The sequence below is a fragment of the Xenorhabdus hominickii genome (assembly GCF_002632725.1).
GTDB lineage: Bacteria > Pseudomonadota > Gammaproteobacteria > Enterobacterales > Enterobacteriaceae > Xenorhabdus > Xenorhabdus hominickii.
The window spans coordinates 516,559-535,183 of the sequence record NZ_NJAI01000001.1 but is presented as its reverse complement, the minus strand read 5'-3'; the positions used below and the strand labels follow the sequence as shown (position 1 = coordinate 535,183).

Annotated in this window: 18 protein-coding genes; 13 read left to right on the top strand and 5 right to left on the bottom strand. The window is 44.8% G+C overall.

What is annotated here, in order from left to right; all coding sequences use genetic code 11:
- The first annotated feature begins 25 nt into the window (after positions 1 to 25).
- From nsrR to cysQ, 9 genes are all read left to right on the top strand, one after another.
- Complete coding sequence (gene nsrR, locus Xhom_RS02320; protein ID WP_069317233.1) at positions 26 to 457, top strand: nitric oxide-sensing transcriptional repressor NsrR; 432 nt, start codon at positions 26 to 28, stop codon at positions 455 to 457.
- Between the two features lie 31 nt (positions 458 to 488).
- Entirely contained in the window at positions 489 to 2,921 is a 2,433-nt protein-coding gene (rnr, locus tag Xhom_RS02315; protein ID WP_069317232.1) for a ribonuclease R, read from the top strand.
- Between the two features lie 112 nt (positions 2,922 to 3,033).
- Entirely contained in the window at positions 3,034 to 3,771 is a 738-nt protein-coding gene (gene rlmB / locus Xhom_RS02310; RefSeq protein ID WP_069317231.1) for a 23S rRNA (guanosine(2251)-2'-O)-methyltransferase RlmB, read from the top strand.
- 185 nt (positions 3,772 to 3,956) lie between these two features.
- Positions 3,957 to 4,355 carry a 30S ribosomal protein S6 gene (gene rpsF / locus Xhom_RS02300; protein WP_010845247.1) on the top strand — a complete coding sequence of 133 codons (399 nt, stop codon included), beginning with the start codon at positions 3,957 to 3,959 and terminating at the stop codon, positions 4,353 to 4,355.
- Between the two features lie 5 nt (positions 4,356 to 4,360).
- Entirely contained in the window at positions 4,361 to 4,678 is a 318-nt protein-coding gene (priB, locus tag Xhom_RS02295; RefSeq protein ID WP_069317230.1) for a primosomal replication protein N, read from the top strand.
- Between the two features lie 4 nt (positions 4,679 to 4,682).
- Positions 4,683 to 4,910 (top strand): 30S ribosomal protein S18, encoded by a 228-nt coding sequence (gene rpsR, locus Xhom_RS02290; RefSeq protein WP_000135199.1) that lies wholly within the window; start codon positions 4,683 to 4,685, stop codon positions 4,908 to 4,910.
- Between the two features lie 38 nt (positions 4,911 to 4,948).
- A complete protein-coding gene (gene rplI / locus Xhom_RS02285; RefSeq protein WP_069317229.1) occupies positions 4,949 to 5,401 on the top strand; it encodes a 50S ribosomal protein L9 in 453 nt (150 codons plus the stop codon).
- Positions 5,402 to 5,592: 191 nt separating this feature from the next.
- Positions 5,593 to 6,213 (top strand): BamJ family beta-barrel-assembly machinery protein, encoded by a 621-nt coding sequence (gene fklB / locus Xhom_RS02280; RefSeq protein WP_069317228.1) that lies wholly within the window; start codon positions 5,593 to 5,595, stop codon positions 6,211 to 6,213.
- A 205-nt stretch (positions 6,214 to 6,418) separates the two neighbouring features.
- Positions 6,419 to 7,162 carry a 3'(2'),5'-bisphosphate nucleotidase CysQ gene (gene cysQ / locus Xhom_RS02275; RefSeq protein ID WP_069317227.1) on the top strand — a complete coding sequence of 248 codons (744 nt, stop codon included), beginning with the start codon at positions 6,419 to 6,421 and terminating at the stop codon, positions 7,160 to 7,162.
- 78 nt (positions 7,163 to 7,240) lie between these two features.
- On the opposite strand, the gene Xhom_RS02270 is transcribed toward cysQ, so the two are convergent.
- Positions 7,241 to 7,798 carry a YtfJ family protein gene (locus Xhom_RS02270; RefSeq protein WP_069317226.1) on the bottom strand — a complete coding sequence of 186 codons (558 nt, stop codon included), beginning with the start codon at positions 7,796 to 7,798 and terminating at the stop codon, positions 7,241 to 7,243.
- 325 nt (positions 7,799 to 8,123) lie between these two features.
- On the opposite strand from Xhom_RS02270, the gene Xhom_RS02265 reads away from it, so the two are divergent.
- Positions 8,124 to 8,330, top strand: coding sequence for a DUF1107 domain-containing protein (locus tag Xhom_RS02265; RefSeq protein ID WP_069317225.1), 207 nt, complete (start codon positions 8,124 to 8,126; stop codon positions 8,328 to 8,330).
- 98 nt (positions 8,331 to 8,428) lie between these two features.
- On the opposite strand, the gene paeA is transcribed toward Xhom_RS02265, so the two are convergent.
- Together paeA and msrA are read right to left on the bottom strand one after the other, a co-directional pair.
- Positions 8,429 to 9,760 (bottom strand): polyamine export protein PaeA, encoded by a 1,332-nt coding sequence (gene paeA / locus Xhom_RS02260; RefSeq protein ID WP_069317224.1) that lies wholly within the window; start codon positions 9,758 to 9,760, stop codon positions 8,429 to 8,431.
- Positions 9,761 to 9,922: 162 nt separating this feature from the next.
- A complete protein-coding gene (gene msrA / locus Xhom_RS02255) occupies positions 9,923 to 10,570 on the bottom strand; it encodes a peptide-methionine (S)-S-oxide reductase MsrA (RefSeq protein WP_069317223.1) in 648 nt (215 codons plus the stop codon).
- A gap of 137 nt (positions 10,571 to 10,707) precedes the next feature.
- Here msrA and tamA point away from each other — a divergent pair, with 137 nt between their 5' ends.
- The 3 genes from tamA to Xhom_RS02240 are packed head-to-tail and all read left to right on the top strand — an operon-like array spanning position 10,708 to position 16,582.
- On the top strand, positions 10,708 to 12,450 hold the full coding sequence (gene tamA, locus Xhom_RS02250) for an autotransporter assembly complex protein TamA (protein ID WP_069317222.1): 1,743 nt from the start codon (positions 10,708 to 10,710) through the stop codon (positions 12,448 to 12,450).
- Positions 12,447 to 16,232 carry an autotransporter assembly complex protein TamB gene (gene tamB, locus Xhom_RS02245; protein ID WP_069317221.1) on the top strand — a complete coding sequence of 1,262 codons (3,786 nt, stop codon included), beginning with the start codon at positions 12,447 to 12,449 and terminating at the stop codon, positions 16,230 to 16,232. Before tamA ends, tamB begins: the two co-directional genes overlap by 4 nt.
- Positions 16,233 to 16,234: 2 nt before the next feature.
- Positions 16,235 to 16,582, top strand: a complete 348-nt coding sequence (locus Xhom_RS02240) for a gamma-glutamylcyclotransferase family protein (protein WP_069317220.1) — start codon at positions 16,235 to 16,237, stop codon at positions 16,580 to 16,582.
- A gap of 150 nt (positions 16,583 to 16,732) precedes the next feature.
- On the opposite strand, the gene ppa is transcribed toward Xhom_RS02240, so the two are convergent.
- Positions 16,733 to 17,263: an inorganic diphosphatase gene (ppa, locus tag Xhom_RS02235; RefSeq protein ID WP_069317219.1), complete on the bottom strand. Its 531-nt coding sequence runs from the start codon at positions 17,261 to 17,263 to the stop codon at positions 16,733 to 16,735.
- Positions 17,264 to 17,477: 214 nt separating this feature from the next.
- Positions 17,478 to 18,482: a class 1 fructose-bisphosphatase gene (gene fbp, locus Xhom_RS02230; protein ID WP_069317218.1), complete on the bottom strand. Its 1,005-nt coding sequence runs from the start codon at positions 18,480 to 18,482 to the stop codon at positions 17,478 to 17,480.
- Positions 18,483 to 18,625 lie beyond the last annotated feature (143 nt).

The following is an 18,625-nucleotide window of genomic DNA, read 5'->3' as shown; positions in this document are numbered from 1 at the left end:
TATATTCAGTCTCCCAGAGGTGAGTGTGCAGTTAACCAGTTTTACCGATTACGGCTTACGTGCTCTGATCTATATGGCGTCTTTGCCGGAAGGGCAAATGACGAGTATTACAGAGGTGACCGAAGTTTATGGTGTCTCACGTAACCACATGGTAAAAATCATCAATCAACTTAGCCACTTAGGGCTGGTAAATGCTGTCAGAGGAAAAAATGGTGGCATTAGTCTGGGTAAACCCGCCCGTGAGATCAGAATTGGTGATGTGGTTCGTTCATTGGAGCCGCTTTCCTTGGTTAATTGTAGTGCCTGTCAAATCACGCCTGCATGTCGCTTAAAATCAGTCTTGAATCAAGCGGTAGAGAATTTTTTGGAAGAGTTGGATAAACATACTTTAGCCGATATGGTTGAAGACAATCGTCCCCTTTATCAGTTGCTTTTAGCTAATGAAGTAAGGGGATAAACAGCTTGCTGATGACAACAGAGGAATGACGATGTCAAAAGATCCTTTTCAGGAACGAGAGGCTGAAAAATACGAATCTCCTATCCCAAGCCGTGAATACATCTTGGATATCATTTCTAAACACACCACTCCGGTAAGCCGTCAGGAATTAGCACAAGAACTTCAGTTAACCAGCGCAGAAGCGTTGGAAGCATTGCGCCGCCGTTTGCGGGCAATGGAACGTGATGGACAGTTGGTTTTTACCCGTCGTCAATGTTATGCGTTACCAGAACGACTGGATTTGTTGAAAGGCACGGTGATTGGACATCGTGATGGCTATGGTTTCCTGCGTGTAGAAGGTCATAAAGAAGATTTTTATCTGGCCGCAGAACAGATGAAAATGGCAATCCACGGTGATGTTGTACTGGCACAACCTTTGCGGCCAGACAGAAAAGGCCGCATTGAAGTGCGGATAGTGAGAGTATTAGAGCCAAAGAGCAGCCAAATTGTTGGCCGCTATTTTATGGATGCAGGCATGGGATTTGTCGTCCCCGATGATAGTCGCCTGTGCTTCGATATTTTGATCCCCAAAGAAGAAGTTTGCGGAGCGAGAATGGGCAATGTTGTGGTGGTTGAGCTAACGAATCACCCGACACGCCGAACTAAAGCTATCGGAAAAATTGTTGAAGTATTGGGCGAAACCATGGGAACGAACATGGCGGTTGAAATTGCGCTTCGTACTCATGAAATTCCCCATAGCTGGCCGCCAATGGTAGAAAAACAGGTGGTTGATTTGGATGAACAAGTGCCGGAATCTGCCAAGCAAGGTCGCGTTGATTTGCGTGAATTACCGCTGGTGACGATCGACGGCGAAGATGCCCGTGACTTTGATGATGCCGTATATTGTGAGAAAAAACGTGGCGGCGGTTGGCGTTTGTGGGTAGCGATCGCCGATGTCAGCTACTATGTACGTCCGCAAACACCGTTGGATACGGAAGCGCGCAGCCGTGGTAACTCGGTCTATTTTCCATCCCAAGTCGTACCGATGCTGCCGGAAATTCTGTCGAATGGATTGTGTTCCCTCAATCCAGAAGTTGATCGCCTGTGTATGGTATGTGAAATGACCATTTCTGCACAAGGAAAGCTATCTTCCTATAAGTTTTACGAAGCAGTTATGAATTCTCATGCGCGTTTGACCTATACGAAAGTTTGGAAGATCTTGCAGGGAGATCAAGAATGGCGTGATCACTACAAGCCGTTGGTCAAGCATATTGAGCATTTGCATGAACTTTATCAGGCATTGGAACAAGCGCGCGAAGAGCGGGGCGCAATTTCGTTTGAGTCTGAAGAAGCCAAATTTATCTTTAATGCAGAACGTCGCATTGAGAGAATTGAGCCAGTTGTACGTAACGATGCCCATAAGCTTATTGAAGAGTGCATGATATTGGCGAATATTGCGGCAGCTCGCTTTGTTGAGAAGCACAATGAACCTGCGTTATATCGTATTCATGATCGTCCGAGAGAAGAAAGTATTCTGAACCTGCGTTCGGTCTTCAATGAGTTGGGGCTGACTCTATTGGGAGGAATGCAGCCAGAACCGAAAGATTATGCGCAATTGATGAAAGACGTCGCGGATCGACCGGATCATGAATTATTGCAAACCATGTTATTGCGTTCCATGAAACAGGCAATCTATGAGCCGGAAAATCGGGGACACTTTGGTTTGGCACTACGTGCATACTCTCACTTTACTTCGCCAATTCGCCGCTATCCCGATTTGGCACTGCATCGGGCGATCAAATATTTATTGGCGCAAGAGAAGGGTATTGTTGAGGATCGTTGGACTCCAACAGGAGGTTGGCACAACGACATGGAGCACATGTTGCAATTAGGCGACCACTGTTCCTTGACTGAGCGTCGGGCCGATGAAGCGACAAGGGATGTAGCTGATTGGCTGAAATGTGATTTTATGCAAGATCAGGTGGGCAACGTTTTCACTGGGGTGATCACTAGCGTGACAGGCTTTGGCTTTTTTGTCCGCCTGAATGACCTGTTCATTGACGGTTTGGTACATGTATCGACGCTGGATAATGATTATTACAGATATGATAATGTTGGTCAGCGTCTGATTGGTGAATCTTCTGGGCAGACTTATCGCTTGGGAGATGAGGTAGAGATCCGTGTGGAAGCGGTTCACATGGATGAGCGTAAAATTGATTTCGCTTTGCTTTCAACAACACGTAAAGCGCGTAATCCGGGTAAGACTGTGCGTGATAAAGTGAAAAAAGGCACTTCAGAGCGTAAAAAGGACAAAAAAGGCCGTGATAATAAAAAATCAGCCAATTTTGAGTCAGACAGCTCCTTCCGTAAAAAGAAAAGTGCGGAAAATCCGAAATCACCTAAACCCAGTAAGAAGAAAAAACCGTCAGACAAAACCAAAAGAATTGCGGAAAAACTGAAAGCAAAACGCGCGAAAAAAGCGTGAGCCAATAGCCAGTAAGAATCAATCCGTAAAAACAGTAAATCAGGGTGGTTTCAGCTGCCCTCCATTTTTTCGGTATCAGTAGAGATATCAGAAGGTTAGGTATCAGTCAGTCATGAGTGAAATTATCTACGGTATTCATGCCGTTAAAGCTTTGTTGGAGAGTGATCCGCAGCGATTCATGGAAGTTTACGTCCTGAAAGGGCGTGAGGATCGCCGTTTAACTCCATTATTGCAGGAATTGGAAAGTATCGGCATTGCAGTGCAACTTGCCAATCGTCAATGGTTGGATGCGCAAACAGAAAATGCGGTACACCAAGGGATTATTGCACGGGTCAAGCCGGGACGTCAGTATCAGGAAAATGATTTGCCTGATTTGCTGTCTCAGTTGGATCGTCCTTTCCTACTGGTACTGGATGGTGTCACAGACCCGCATAATCTCGGGGCTTGCCTGCGTACTGCGGATGCTGCCGGTGTTGATGCGGTGATTGTTCCCCGCGATCGCTCCGCACAACTGAATGCGACAGCCAAAAAAGTTGCCTGTGGTGCTGCGGAAAGCGTTCCGCTGATCCGTGTCACAAACCTTGCCCGTACTTTGCGTTTGTTGCAAGAACACAATGTCTGGATTGTTGGAACCGCAGGTGAAGCGACTCATACTTTATATGAGAGCAAATTGACGGGTCCTATGGCTTTGGTGATGGGCGCAGAAGGTGAAGGTATGCGCCGACTGACGCGTGAGCATTGTGATGAATTAATTAGTATTCCAATGGCGGGTTCGGTCTCTTCTCTGAACGTATCGGTTGCAACAGGGATATGTCTGTTTGAAATCGTGCGACAGAGAAACGCCCAGTAAAGTGCCCAGCTAAAACCATCAGTAAAGAAGAATAAACGCGTTTTTCTCTCTCGTACCTTGAGTTTTTTTTATTGTGCGGGTATAGTGACGCGTCGATTTTTCAGCCGTATCAAATACGTTCCTTGCCTCCATGGGCCACGGCTGACCCTGACAGGAGGCTGAATAATCCGTAAGGAGCAATGCTAATGCGTCATTACGAAATCGTTTTTATGGTCCATCCTGACCAAAGCGAACAGGTTCCGGGCATGATCGAGCGTTACAGTGCGACTATCACTAACGCGCAAGGTCAGATTCACCGTCTGGAAGACTGGGGTCGTCGTCAACTGGCTTACCCAATCAACAAACTGCACAAGGCTCACTACGTTCTGCTGAACGTTGAAGCGCCACAAGAAGCGATTGATGAGCTGGAAACTAATTTCCGCTTCAACGATGCCGTTATCCGCAGCATGGTTATGCGCGTTAAGCACGCAGTAACTGAAGCATCACCAATGGTTAAGGCTAAAGACGAACGTCGCAGCCGTGATCTGGTCTTGGAAGAAGGCCTGGTTGATGATGTTGATGAAGCTGGGGATTCTGAAGAGTAATCTTCGTGACAACCAATCGATTGGTGCTTTCTGGCACAGTGTGCAAGGCACCGATACGAAAAGTCAGTCCATCTGGTATTCCGCATTGTCAATTTGTGCTTGAACATCGTTCAACGCAACAGGAAGCCGGATTCAGCAGGCAGTCATGGTGCAGAATGCCCGTTATTGCCAGCGGACAGTTGTTACAGGAATATACTCACAGTATAACGGTCGGCAGTCGAATCACTGTTACGGGCTTCATTAATTCCCATTATGGGCGTAATGGCCTTAGCAAATTGGTTCTTCATGCCGAGCAGATTGAATTGATAGATTCTGGAGACTAGCCAAATGGCACGTTATTTCCGTCGTCGCAAGTTCTGCCGCTTCACAGCGGAAGGCGTACAAGAGATCGATTATAAAGATATTGCTACGCTGAAAAACTACATTACCGAAAGTGGTAAAATTGTACCAAGCCGTATTACTGGCACCCGTGCAAAATACCAGCGTCAGCTCGCTCGTGCTATCAAGCGTGCGCGCTACCTGTCTTTGTTGCCTTACACTGATCGTCATCAGTAATAGGCCCAGTCCATTAACGACTTTGAGAGGATAAGGTAATGCAAGTTATTCTGCTTGATAAAGTAGCGAACCTGGGTAGCCTGGGTGACCAAGTTAACGTTAAAGCGGGTTATGCCCGTAACTTCTTAGTACCACAGGGCAAAGCTGTTCCTGCGACTAAGAAAAACGTCGAATTCTTCGAAGCTCGCCGTGCAGAACTGGAAGCTAAACTGGCTGACGTTCTGGCAGCAGCGCAAGCTCGTGCAGAGAAAATCACTGCACTGGGCTCCGTTACCATCGCTTCTAAAGCAGGTGACGAAGGTAAACTGTTCGGTTCTATCGGTACTCGCGATATCTCTGATGCAGTTACTGCAGCTGGCGTTGAAGTAGCTAAGAGTGAAGTTCGCCTGTCTAACGGCGTTCTGCGTACTGTTGGTGAGCACGAAGTTCACTTCCAAGTACACAGCGATGTATTCGCACAGTTGAACGTTAACATCGTTCCAGAAGCTTAATCTTAGATTAGCTGAAGAACATGTGACAAAAAACGCTGGCATTGCCAGCGTTTTTTGTTTGTCATGATGCAGTGACCTTTCAAACATTAATGTTTCACGTTATTGATCCCGATTAAAATCCTTCACGCGTTTACCCATTTAGGTAGTGCTGTTATGCTTGGCCCTTCACTTATTTAATAACAGGTATTTTCATGACAACACCTTCTTTTGAATCTATTGAAGCGCGGGCAAGTTACGGTATTGGTCTGCAGGTTGGGCAGCAATTACAGGAATCTGGTTTACAAGGGTTGGAGCCAGAAGCGCTGTTGGCAGGGCTGTGTGATGCACTGGAAAGCCGTGCTCCAGCTATCCCTGTTGAAGAACTGCATCGTGCGCTGCGTGAGGTACATGAACGTGCCGATAGCGTTCGTCGTGAACATCAGCAGGCGATGGCAGAAGAAGGCCAAAAATTTCTGGCAGAAAATGCACAGCGTGAAGGTGTAAGCAGCACTGAATCTGGTTTACAGTTTTCAGTCCTGACACAAGGCGAAGGCGCTATCCCAGCGCGTACCGATCGTGTTCGTGTTCACTATACAGGTCGCCTGATTGATGGCACGGTATTTGATAGTTCAGTACAACGTGGTACTCCAGCAGAGTTTCCAGTTAGTGGCGTGATCCCTGGCTGGATTGAAGCCTTGACTCTGATGCCAGTCGGTTCTAAATGGGAACTCTATATTCCTCAGAATCTGGCTTATGGTGAGCGAGGTGCCGGTGCCTCTATCCCTCCTTATAGTGCACTGATCTTCGAAGTAGAGTTACTTGAAATCTTGTAATTCTCTGTTGAATTATCTAAATAGCCGCTTAGCCGGCTATTTTTTTGCACATGTTCAGGAATAAACTATTCGCTATTTCTGTACAAAAATACGCTAAAAATGTAGCTTCAAGTAAAATACCCTAAATAGGTTTCAGGTTACGGCCAGCAAAGCGGTAATTTGAGAAATTACGGGTATCGCTGAACAGTGAATGCAGAGGTGTATGATGCTACAACAGATCTGCCAATTGGCACGGGATGCAGGAGCGGCGATCATGGAGGTCTATCAGGCTGAGCAACCGTTGCAAGTAGAACACAAAACGGATGATTCGCCAGTGACCGCTGCGGATATTGCCGCCCATAAGATCATTAAAATCGGATTGTTGCGTATTGCGCCTGATATCCCGTTGCTATCTGAAGAAGATCCACCCACATGGGAAGAACGGAAAAATTGGCGGCGTTACTGGCTGGTTGATCCTTTGGATGGCACGAAAGAGTTTATTCGCCGAAATGGCGAGTTTACTGTCAATATTGCTTTGATTGAAGACGGTGTACCTGTAATGGGGGTTATTTATGTTCCTGTGCGGGATGTGTTGTATTCAGGGCAAGGACGTCAGGCGTGGAAAGAAGATAAGGGACAATTTCTGCCCATTAAAGTTATTCCAGCAGCACCGCCAATCGTGGTCGTCAGCCGTTCTCATCGGGATGATGAAGAATTGAGAGACTATCTTGCTCAGTTGGGGGTTCATGATACGCTTTCGGTGGGATCTTCACTGAAGTTCTGTATGGTTGCAGAAGGAAAAGCCCAACTTTACCCACGTTTTGGGCCAACCAATATCTGGGATACTGGTGCTGGTCATGCCATTGCAATTGCCGCTGGTGCGCATGTTACGGATTGGCAAGGGAAGACGCTGGATTATACACCACGTGAATCTTTCCTAAACCCAGGATTCAGAGTCAGCATTTTTTAATATTCAGGTGATAATGGCTTACTGTAGAGAAACCATTATCACTGAACTATAATAAAATTATCGTGATTTAAATTCAGATTATTTTTTCAGTTCTTCTTCGATCATGCTGACAACGTGTGTGATCTCTTCGTTACTTAATTTTCCATCTTTGATAAATTTCACGTTACCATTTTTATCCAGAACAATGATTGCTGAACTTTTGGATTCCAGCTCCCACGCTTTTTTAGCCTGCCCGTTGCTGTCGACAATAAATTGTGACCACGGGAACTGTTTTTTACTGTCTTCGAGGCTATTACGAACGAAAACGCTGGTGCCAAAAATTGCGTCGTCAGTATTCACTATGCTGGTTGTTTGATACTTATCCTTGGGGAAATTGGCATTTTTCAAGGCTTGAATCAGAGGGTCATTCATCTCTTTTGCAGAACTACGGCCAGCAATATGCTGGATAGTTCTCACTTTTCCCGGCAACTCAGCCGTGTCCCACTCTTGATAGCTGAACTTGTTATCGTTAAGCAACAGCTCACCCTTATCTGTCACACTGGTCGCTGGGACATGTTGCCCCAATGTGATGTTATGGGCGAATGCGAATATTGGCGTTAAACTTAATATCGCAGATAACACAATGTTTTTTATCATGTTTATTCCTTATTTGGCATGGTGTGGCATGTTATCAGGGAATGTCATATTCAGCATAGCGCTTGTTAACTGGTCTGTCCTCGACAAAGTAAACAATTTAGTAACATTTAAAACAAAATATGAAAAAACTGACAAGTAATGCAACATAATGCTTTGTTATTTCATCATATTATATAAATTTAGTGATTGAATCTTGATGATAGGGGAACAAATTTCTCTATACCTAGTCTATACATCTGACATAACAATGATGAGTCTTTTTATCGATTGATTATGTGATATGAGAAAATAGTATCGTAAGAAGCATGGGAGGAAAAAAACAGAGATGAAAATCTTTCACCACTACAATCCACTGAAAATTGCTCTCTACGTAAAAACTCTATTTAGTGGACGTTTATACATTAAGGACATGGGCGCTTTTGAATTTAACTATGGGAAAATTTTACCTCCAAGGATAAAAGATAAGCGCCACTTCCATGTAATGAGCGAAGTTAACCAACAAGTGTTGCGTTTACAGACCGAAATGGGGTAATTTTTTACACAGCTCATTTATTGATAGATATGTGGTTTATGGATACACATCATCAATATACTTAACGGCCTTGCGGCCGTTTTTTGATTCACTATTCTTTATGCTTCATATTTCTGGTCGTAGCTAGAATGATTGGGTTGTGTGGTTGTATCGACCACTTTTGTTACCAGTAGTTGATCGATTTTGTAGTTATCGATATCCACAACTTCAAATTTATAGCCACTGAATGTCACAGAATCCGTGCGTTTTGGAATTTTCCGCAGGCGAAACATCATAAACCCAGCGATAGTTTCATAATTACTGGAATCAGGAAAATTATCGATATCAAGTACTCGGAGTACATCTTCAATTGGCGTTCCTCCTTCAACCAGCCATGAGTTTTCGTCACGGATAACGATTTGTTCTTCTTGGCTCTGACCGATTAAATCACCCATTAAAGTGGTCATAACGTCATTAAGTGTAATAATGCCCATCACCAATGCGTATTCATTGAGAATAATCGCGAAATCTTCAGCAGCAGCCTTGAAACTTTCTAAAGTATCAGAAAGTGAGAGTGTATCTGGGATCATCAGTGCATTGCGGATTTGGACACCATCTTTCAAGTTTAGACTTTGTCCGCTCAGCACACGGTTGAGTAAATCCTTCGAGTCCACATAGCCTATGACATGATCAATGTCACCATCACAGACAAGAAATTTAGAGTGTGGATGAGTGGAGATTTTTTCTTTGATACTGTTTTCGTCTTCATTCTTGTCAAAATAGACCACACTTTCACGAGAGGTCATGGCAGAGGGAACGGTACGGGATTCCAGTTCGAAAACATTTTCGATTAACTCATGCTCTTCTTTACGAAGTATCCCTGCAATGGCCCCTGCTTCGACAACAGCGTAAATATCGTCAGATGTAATGTCTTCATTGCGCTCCATCGGGATTTTAAAAATTTTGAGGATACAGTCAGCCAGGCCATTAAACAACCAAACCAGTGGTCGGCAAACTGTCAGACAGAAACGCATTGGATTGACAATTCTCATGGCAACGGCTTCGGGCTTAATCATACCAATGCGTTTAGGGGTTAAATCAGCAAGCAGGATAAAGATACTGGTGACGATGGTGAAAGAGCAGATAAACCCCAGCTGATGGGCCCATTCTGGTGACATGAATTTCAGGAACAGGGATTTCAAGGCTGGCGAAAATGCGGATTCGCCTACAATCCCTGCAAGGATTGCCACTGCATTCAGGCCTATTTGAACAACCGTAAAGAACATGCCAGGGGTTTCTTGCAGCTTAAGGACGCGAGCAGCATTGAGATTCCCTTCATCTACCATGAGCTTTAATTTGATTCTTCTTGAAGCAGCCAGAGAAATTTCTGATAGCGAAAAAAATGCGCTAATAGTGCAAAGCAAGAGAATGATTAATAAACTATTTAACATAAAGTATCCGTGTCTTAACTCCAGCGATAGGGTAGGTTTTATTTGAATAACACTGGAGGTGAGATGAAAAATTATACAAATAAAAAATATTACGGCGAGCTGCCTGCCATAACTTAAATTTAAGTTAGCCCGATGATTATAACATTGGGCTAACTAAATCGGCTAGTTTTTGTGCGTTGGAGGGAAACAGATTCCGAGACCGCCTAATCCACAATATCCTTCTGGATTTTTGTATAGGTATTGCTGATGATAATCTTCTGCAAAATAGAATGGCCCGGCTTCGCGGATTTCTGTGGTGATAGTGCGTTGGTCACCATTTTGAATCATCGCTTGCTGGAATTGATCACGGCTGGCGATCGCCTGTTCATATTGTTGAGATGAAACGGTGTAAAGGACAGAACGGTATTGTGTCCCGATATCACCATGTTGACGCATACCTTGAGCGGGATCGTGCTGTTCCCAGAATAATGTTAATAACTGTGTATAAGTGATTTTGGTTGGATCAAATACGACTCTGACGATTTCGGCATGCCCGGTTAAGCCGGTGCAGACTTCTTCATAGGTCGGATTTGGTGTAGTTCCGCCACTGTAACCTGCAGAAGTTGTGTAAATGCCGTCCTGTTGCCAGAACAGTCGCTCAACTCCCCAGAAACATCCCATTCCTATATAGGCAATTTCCATATTTGTCGGTATGTTATCTATCGTATGCTGAGTGATGGCGTGGCAGGGTGATACATTTAATGGGGTAGCCCTACCAGATAAGGCATCCTGTTGGGAAACATGTTGGCTTTCATCGGCTGAATTTGGCAAGATTCTCTCCCGTTCTTGACATATTTTATGATTATTGGTTGCTTGTATATCTTTCAAACTTTACCAGAATTAAATTATTGCAGCATTTTTATATCGTTGGACTTTCTTCCTCGGATAAACAAATATTAGGAGTTCGCGTGTCACGATACCCCCTTATATGTGTGCTTTGTGTGTCTGTCACAGCTCCATCAGCCTATAGTGCAAATTTACGGCTGAAAGTGGAAGGACTTTCTGGCGAGCTGGAAAAAAATGCTAGGGTGCAGCTTTCAAATATCAGCACTGATGAAGTTTCTCCAGATGGGCGTTTCCGTGGTCGTGTAGAGAAGGCTATACGCTTGGGGCTCAGGCCATTAGGGTACTACGATCCTACGATCCAATTCACGTATGAAGAGAAAACGCCTCCTTCCCGCCCTGTTTTGACTGCAATAGTGACGCCGGGGGAACCTGTTCGGGTGGCTGAGGTGAGCGTGGATTTGGAAGGTGCTGCGAAGGATGACCAAGATTATGCAAAGTTGATCAAAAAAAATAAGCCAAAGGAAGGAGAAATCCTGAATCATGGCGAATATGAGAATTTTAAGAGCTCACTGACTAATCTGGCTGTTAAGAAGGGGTATTTTGACGCGGTGATGAAGAAAAGTGAACTTGGTGTCGAGCAACAACAACTCAAATCTTATTGGGATTTCAATTTTGATAGCGGCCAGCGTTACCGTTTTGGCCCTGTGATATTTCATGGTTCACAAATTCGTCAAACTTACCTAGATAATCTTATTCCTTTCAAACAGGGTGAATATTACACCTCAGAGCAACTGGCCGAATTCAACCGTCGTTTGGTCGATACTGGTTGGTTTAATTCAGCGGTTGTTGTGCCCGATTTTAAGGTGGGGCGTGAAAGCAAGGATAAGCTATTGCCGCTGGACGCATCTTTAGTGCCTCGTTCTGCCAATTATGTGGAATTAGGGGGAGGTTATGCGACGGATGTTGGCCCCCGCCTTCAGGCAAAATGGAAAAAACCATGGCTCAATTCACGTGGGCATAGCCTGAGTACCAACCTTAACCTTTCTGCACGAGACCAAGCCATTGACGGCTCTTATAAAATGCCGCTTAAGGTCAATCCTCTTGAAGAATATTATCAGTTACAAGCTGGTTATAAACGTAAAGATATTAATGATACCATTTCGGATACGGCAACTTTGAACTTTTCCCGTAACTGGGATCGTTTTACTGGCTGGCAGTACGGCGTTAATCTACGCTGGAGTTTTAGCCACTTTACGCAGGCCAACGTAACAAACACTACTATGTTGCTTTATCCGGGAGCAAGTATCAGCCGTATTCGTCAACGTGGCGGTACCATGCCTTATTGGGGGGATAGCCAGCGTTACTCACTTGATGTTTCTGATACAAGTTGGCAGTCCAATGTCGATTTTTTCGTGTTACAGGCACATCACGTCTGGATCAGAACGTATCGGGAGAATCACCGTTTTGTGGCGCGGGCGGATTTGGGCTGGATAGAAACTAATGAATTCGACAAAGTGCCTCCCGACCTTCGTTTCTTTGCTGGGGGAGATCGCAGCATCCGAGGTTATAAGTACCAGAAAATTTCACCGACAGACAGTAAAGGGAAATTAGTTGGAGCATCAAAGCTGGCAGTCGGTTCGTTGGAATATCAATATAATGTTTATGGCAACTGGTGGAGTGCCCTGTTTGTAGATTCGGGTGAAGCGGTGGACGATATTAGAAAGAGTGATTTTAAAACAGGTGCAGGAATTGGTGTGCGCTGGGCTTCACCTGTTGGGCCGATAAAATTTGATGTGGCGACTCCGCTCGGAGATCCAAACAATCATAATGTTGAATTTTATATCGGTTTAGGGGCTGAACTATGAGGTGGGTGAAAAGGTTTAGTATTGCTTTTCTACTGATTGTTGGCCTGTTATTGGTGACGGTTGTGGGATTGGTTGGCACACAAGCGGGTTTGCACTTTATGATTAATAGTGCGGCGCGTTGGGTGCCGGGATTGGAAATTGCCAGTGTCAGCGGAGGTTGGCGTGATTTAACGCTAAAAGGCATGAAATATCAGATGCCGGGAGTTAATGTCAGCGCTGACAATTTACATCTTTCACTACGACTTTCCTGTTTGCGGCACAGTCATGTCTGTGTCAATGCCTTGACGACCGAAGGTGTCTTGGTTTCGGTGAATACGGCTGAGCTTCCACCATCCGAACCCTCCCCTGATTCGAAACCACTGACTGAGTTGAAAACACCGTATCCTATCTCACTGGATTTGCTGGCTTTGAAAAATGTCCACGTCAAGGTAGATGATATTGCTATTGCATTGGATGAATTTAAGGCTGGCGCTCAGTGGCAGGAAAAAAAACTGGTATTGAAGCCTACGGCAATCAGCAACCTATTGGTTGCGTTGCCAAAAACATCCTCTGAACACATCAATACAGAGCAAAAAAACAGTCAGCAGGTTGAAGCTGAGAAATCATTGGGAGAAACCTTAAAGGCGCTGTTTGCCAAACCTCTTTTGGCAGAATTACCAAATGTTCCTATTCCTCTTGATATCACAGTAGAAAGCATTCATGGCAGTCAACTTCGTTTGACTGGGAATAACGACATTACAGTCAATGATCTGCGGCTACAAGCCAGCAATCAAGGGCAACAAATCGATATACAAACGTTGAGTGTACAGGCACCGGAAGGTTCACTTGCAATTAAGGGAACAGTAACGCTTGCTGAACAGTGGCCAGTTAAGCTCGCGATTAAAGGTGATGTTGGCGATGTAGATAATATTGGTTTGAAGGAATTGCAAGGTCAGCAGGTTGATTTAACGTTAAATGGCGCTTTGTTGCAGCAGCTCGATCTCGCGTTGCATCTTTCTGGGCCTATTGTCGCTAGTCTGGATGCGCAGACTGAATTAGCACAGGCTGGCCTGCCTGTACGCTTGACACTGGAAAGTAAACAACTTCAATGGCCATTAACCGGCAAATCAGATTATCAGCTTGATGGCGTCAAACTGCGTCTTAATGGGCAGGCCAGTGGTTACGATCTTTCTCTCCGCTCTGATATTAAGGGGAGTGATATTCCTCCGGCATTGCTGATGCTGGATGCGAAGGGCAATGAAGAGTTACTCAGACTCACCCGTTTGCGTTTAGCTGCATTACAGGGAAAAGCGGATGTAACCGGTGTTGTTGATTGGAGTAAAGCAATTAGCTGGAATGCCAAGCTGATTTTAGATGACATCAATACAGCCAAACAATGGCCGGAATGGCCTGCCAAAATGGATGGTGAAATAGCGGTGCGGGGTAGCCTGTATGGGGGAAGTTGGCAGCTCCAAATCCCTGAAATTAGCCTTAATGGTCATGTGAAACAGAACGTGGTTAAAGCCCATGGCAAGGCATCGGGTAATGCGGCTGGGCAGTGGGATATTCCTCAATTCGATCTCGTACTTGGGCACAATACGCTAAATGTTCAAGGCCGGCTTACGGATGAAGCGTGGAAACTGGATGGTGAAATTAATGCGCCGCAATTAAATGGCTTATTGCCGGGGTTGGCCGGTCTGATTACGGGGAATATCAAACTGTGTGGCAACATGAAGGCACCTCAAATCGTGGCAGATTTGAACGCTCGTGGGTTGCGTTGGCAAGATGAACTGCGAGTGGGTAGCGCCACGATTAAAGGAGATGTGCGTTCTAGTAAACAAATTGAAGGGCAGTTATCGGTTGTGGTTCACCAACTGAAACAGGCGAATTTGATCATCAATAGCTTGACGCTCAATGCTAAGGGCACAGAAAAACAGCATAATTTACAGTTGAAGGTTGAGGGTAATCCCGTATCAGGGCAGTTGGCACTCAATGGCAGTTTTGATCGCCAGCAGGAGCGCTGGAAAGGCAATATCAATAATACCTATTTTGATACGCCAGTGGGTGAATGGCGCCTAAGCAAAGCGGTAGCCATCGATTATTTGAATTTACAACAGAAAGTCACGATCGGAACGCACTGCTGGCTCAATCCTAATGCTCAGGTTTGTATTCCTAAACCGATTGAAGCGGGTGCTAGCGGTCATGCACAAATTGTCTTTGAACGATTTGATTTAGCGATGGTTCAGCCATTCCTTGATAAAAGCACGCAGCTCAAGGGCGTGTTCAGCGGTAATGCCGATGTTAAGTGGACGGCAAATCATGGATTGCCGCAGGCAAAAATCGCCTTGCAAGGAAATGGTGTTCAAGTTCGTCAGGTTGTGGAAGGTATCACTCTTCCCGTTAGTTTTGACACACTGACTTTGAACGCTGGGTTAACAAATGGTAAAGCAAATTTGGCATGGTTATTCAAACTGGCTGGAAATGGGCATTTAAACGGCAATGTTCAGGTGGCTGATTTAGAAGGCAGCCGCAAATTATCGGGATCGGTAGATATTCAAGATCTCTCCTTGAAGCTGATTAAGCCTATTTTGGGTAAAGGTGAAAAAGCGGAAGGCGCTCTGAATGCGAATTTGCGTTTTGGCGGGAATGCCAAGCATCCCCTGTTATTTGGTCTACTGAAAGCTGATGATTTGCAGGTAATTAGCCATTGGTTGCCATTCGATATATCTAAAGGTCAATTAGCCGTTCATTTTGATGGTGTCCGTTCTGATTTGGAGGGGATGATTAAAACCCCTAATGGGCAATTGAATCTGAATGGTGATGCTGGCTGGCGTAATTTAAATGTATGGCACGCCAGAATCTCAGCACATAGCGACAAAATACGAATCATCGTTCCACCGATGGTGAAAGTGGATGTCAGCCCGGATTTGGTACTGGAAGCGACACCAAGCTTACTGAAACTGAACGGTAATGTAGATATTCCTTGGGCGCGTATTACGGTTCAGGAATTGCCTGAATCGGCAGTCGGTGTTTCTTCAGATGAGGTGATGTTGGATAAAAACCGTCAGCCAATCGAGAAGAAAAAATCGCCTATTTTGATTCAAAGCAACTTAAATATTCATATTGGCAATGATGTACGCCTGAGTGCATTTGGTCTGCAAGCCCAGCTAAAAGGCGCGTTGAAAGTCCTTCAGGATAAACAAGGGCTGGGGCTGAATGGTCAGATTGATATTCCAGAAGGGCGTTTTCGTGCTTATGGGCAAGATTTGCAGGTGCGTAAAGGAACGATTATGTTCTCTGGCCCGCCAGATCAGCCTTTATTGAATATTGAAGCGATTCGTAACCCCGAATCGACGGCAAATAAAGTTATTGCCGGAGTGAGAGTGACAGGGCTAGCGGACAGACCCAAAGTAGAAGTTTTCTCTGATCCTGTCAAATCACAGCAGGAAGCTCTGTCTTACCTGCTACGTGGGGAAGGTTTGGAAAAAGGGGATTCTGACAACTCCCAGATGACAGCCATGTTGATTGGCTTGGGGGTAGCCCAGAGTGGTCAGATAGTGGGCAAGATAGGTGAAACTTTTGGTGTCTCTGATCTGGCTTTGGATACGCAAGGTGTTGGCGATAAATCCCAAGTTGTCGTCAGTGGCAGAATAACCAAAGACTTACAAGTGAAGTATGGTGTCGGTATTTTTGACTCGTTGGCGACACTGACATTGCGTTATCGCGTTATGCCAAGATTGTATCTAGAAGCAGTATCTGGTATTGATCAAGCTTTAGATCTGCTCTATGAGTTTGAGTTTTAAAAATGCGAGTTATTGTTTATGGCAGCCTGAGGCGCAAACAAGGTAATCATCACTGGATGACAGATGCCCAACTGTTAGGAGAATACAGTTTAGAAGGTTATGAAATTTATGACCTAGGGCATTATCCGGCGGTTATTCGTGGTGAAGGGACAATTGAATGCGAAGTATATCGTATTACGCCATCTATCCTGACAGAACTGGATGAATTGAAAAAGAACTCTCAGGAGTATCTAAGGGAACTGATTGAAACACCTTACGGTAAGGCGTGGATTTATCTTTATAAATTGCCTGTCGAGGGATTGGATCGGATAACAAGTGGTGACTGGTTAAAGCGCCACGGAGAAGAATAAAGCTCAGTGATTTGCGATTAGCGTAATCTCTGTTTTTAAAAACTATTTTAATCAAACCGATTTTGATCAAAATCAGAGCCAAACAAAAACCTCTGTCCCTGATGGGTACAGAGGTTTTTTGCAATTAAAACTTGCGGTTAACCGCAGGAATTATTTTTTTGCAGCGCGTTCGAAAGAAGAAATAATTTCAGCTTTAGCGGCCTCGACATTGTCCCAGCCATCAACTTTAACCCATTTGCCGCTTTCCAGATCTTTATAATGCTCGAAGAAGTGAGTGATTTGAGCACGCAGCAGTTCTGGCAGATCGTTCACATCTTTGATGTGATCGTATTCTTTGCTCAGTTTGGTATGAGGAACAGCGACCAGTTTTGCATCTTCACCGGATTCGTCGGTCATTTTCAGAACACCAACTGGACGGCAGCGGATGACGGAACCTGGCTGCAATGGGTATGGAGTTGGAACCAGTACATCAACAGGGTCGCCATCCAGAGACAGAGTATTATTGATATAACCGTAGTTGCAAGGATAGAACATAGCGGTAGACATGAAGCGGTCTACAAACAGAGCGCTAGACTCTTTATCTACTTCATATTTAATTGGATCTGCGTTTGCTGGGATCTCAATGATGACATAGATATCTTCAGGCAGTTCTTTACCCGCTGGTACGTTGTTCAGGCTCATAAAAGGTTTCCTTCAATTTCAAACCAAAATGGAGTGCCGGGTATTATAGCCAAAACAGACTTAAAGTAATTCCATTTTTCTGTGTTACACCTGTACTCCGGTAGATTAATTGAGGTAGAGTCAGTTAGATAAGTTAGATAAGTTAGAGAGGCTAACCTTCGCCTCTTCAATTAACCACATAACTACTCACTACATAACTACGCAATAAACTGACTTATTCGTCAGGGTATTCAGCCATAAAACTTTCGGCTTTTTCCACCATGGATTTCATGCCTACAAAGAAAGGTACACGCTGGTGTAGTTTATTTGGTGTGATGTCCAGAATGCGGTTAGCACCATCGCTGGCTTTGCCGCCAGCCTGTTCAGCCAGAAATGCAATTGGGTTGCACTCATAAAGCAGGCGTAGTTTGCCGGTTGGGTGGCTTGCGGTGCTTGGGTAAATATAGATACCGCCTTTCAAAAGGTTACGGTGGAAATCTGCAACCAGAGAGCCGATATAACGGGTGGTGTAAGGGCGCTGGGTGGCTTCATCCTGTTCCTGACAATATTTGATGTACTTTTTCACGCCCATCGGGAATTTGATGTAGTTCCCTTCGTTGATCGAGTACATATTGCCTTTTTCTGGGAATTGAACTTTCTCATGGGTCAGGCAGAAAACGCCAAGGGAAGGATCGTAAGTGAATGTATGAACTCCGCAACCCGTGGTGTAAACCAACATTGTGGAAGAGCCATAAACCACATAACCTGCTGCAACCTGATGACTTCCCGGTTGCAGGAAATCTTCTTCAGTAACGGGCTGCCCAATTGGCGTAATTCGATGGTAAATTGAGAAAATAGTCCCGACGGAAACGTTTACATCAATATTCGAAGAACCATCCAGTGGGTCCATCAAAACAACATACTTCGCATTTTCTGCACGGTCGCCATCAAAGATAACGATCTCATCTTCTTCTTCGGAAGCGATACCTGCTACTTCACCACGAGCTTTTAATGCAGCCTTCAATTTCTCATTGGCATACAAGTCCAGCTTCATCTGAACTTCACCCTGAACATTCGATACACCACTGGTACCTAAAATATCCACTAACCCGGCTTTGTTGATATCCCGATGAATGATTTTGGCGCCCAGTTTGATAGCAGAAAGCAGGGCAGTCAGTTCACCTGTAGCATGAGGAAAGTCTTGCTGTTTCTCGACGATGAATTCGCCTAATGTTTTCATGACGAAAAGTCCTGAATTTGATTGTGGTTTTAGAGAGCGTGCTGCACTTGCGTGTTGCACTTATGCGCGGCAGTTTAGCTAAAGAATGAGTTGATTGATAGGCTATTGCATTTCTAATCTCCGATTTGATGGTTAGAATAGTG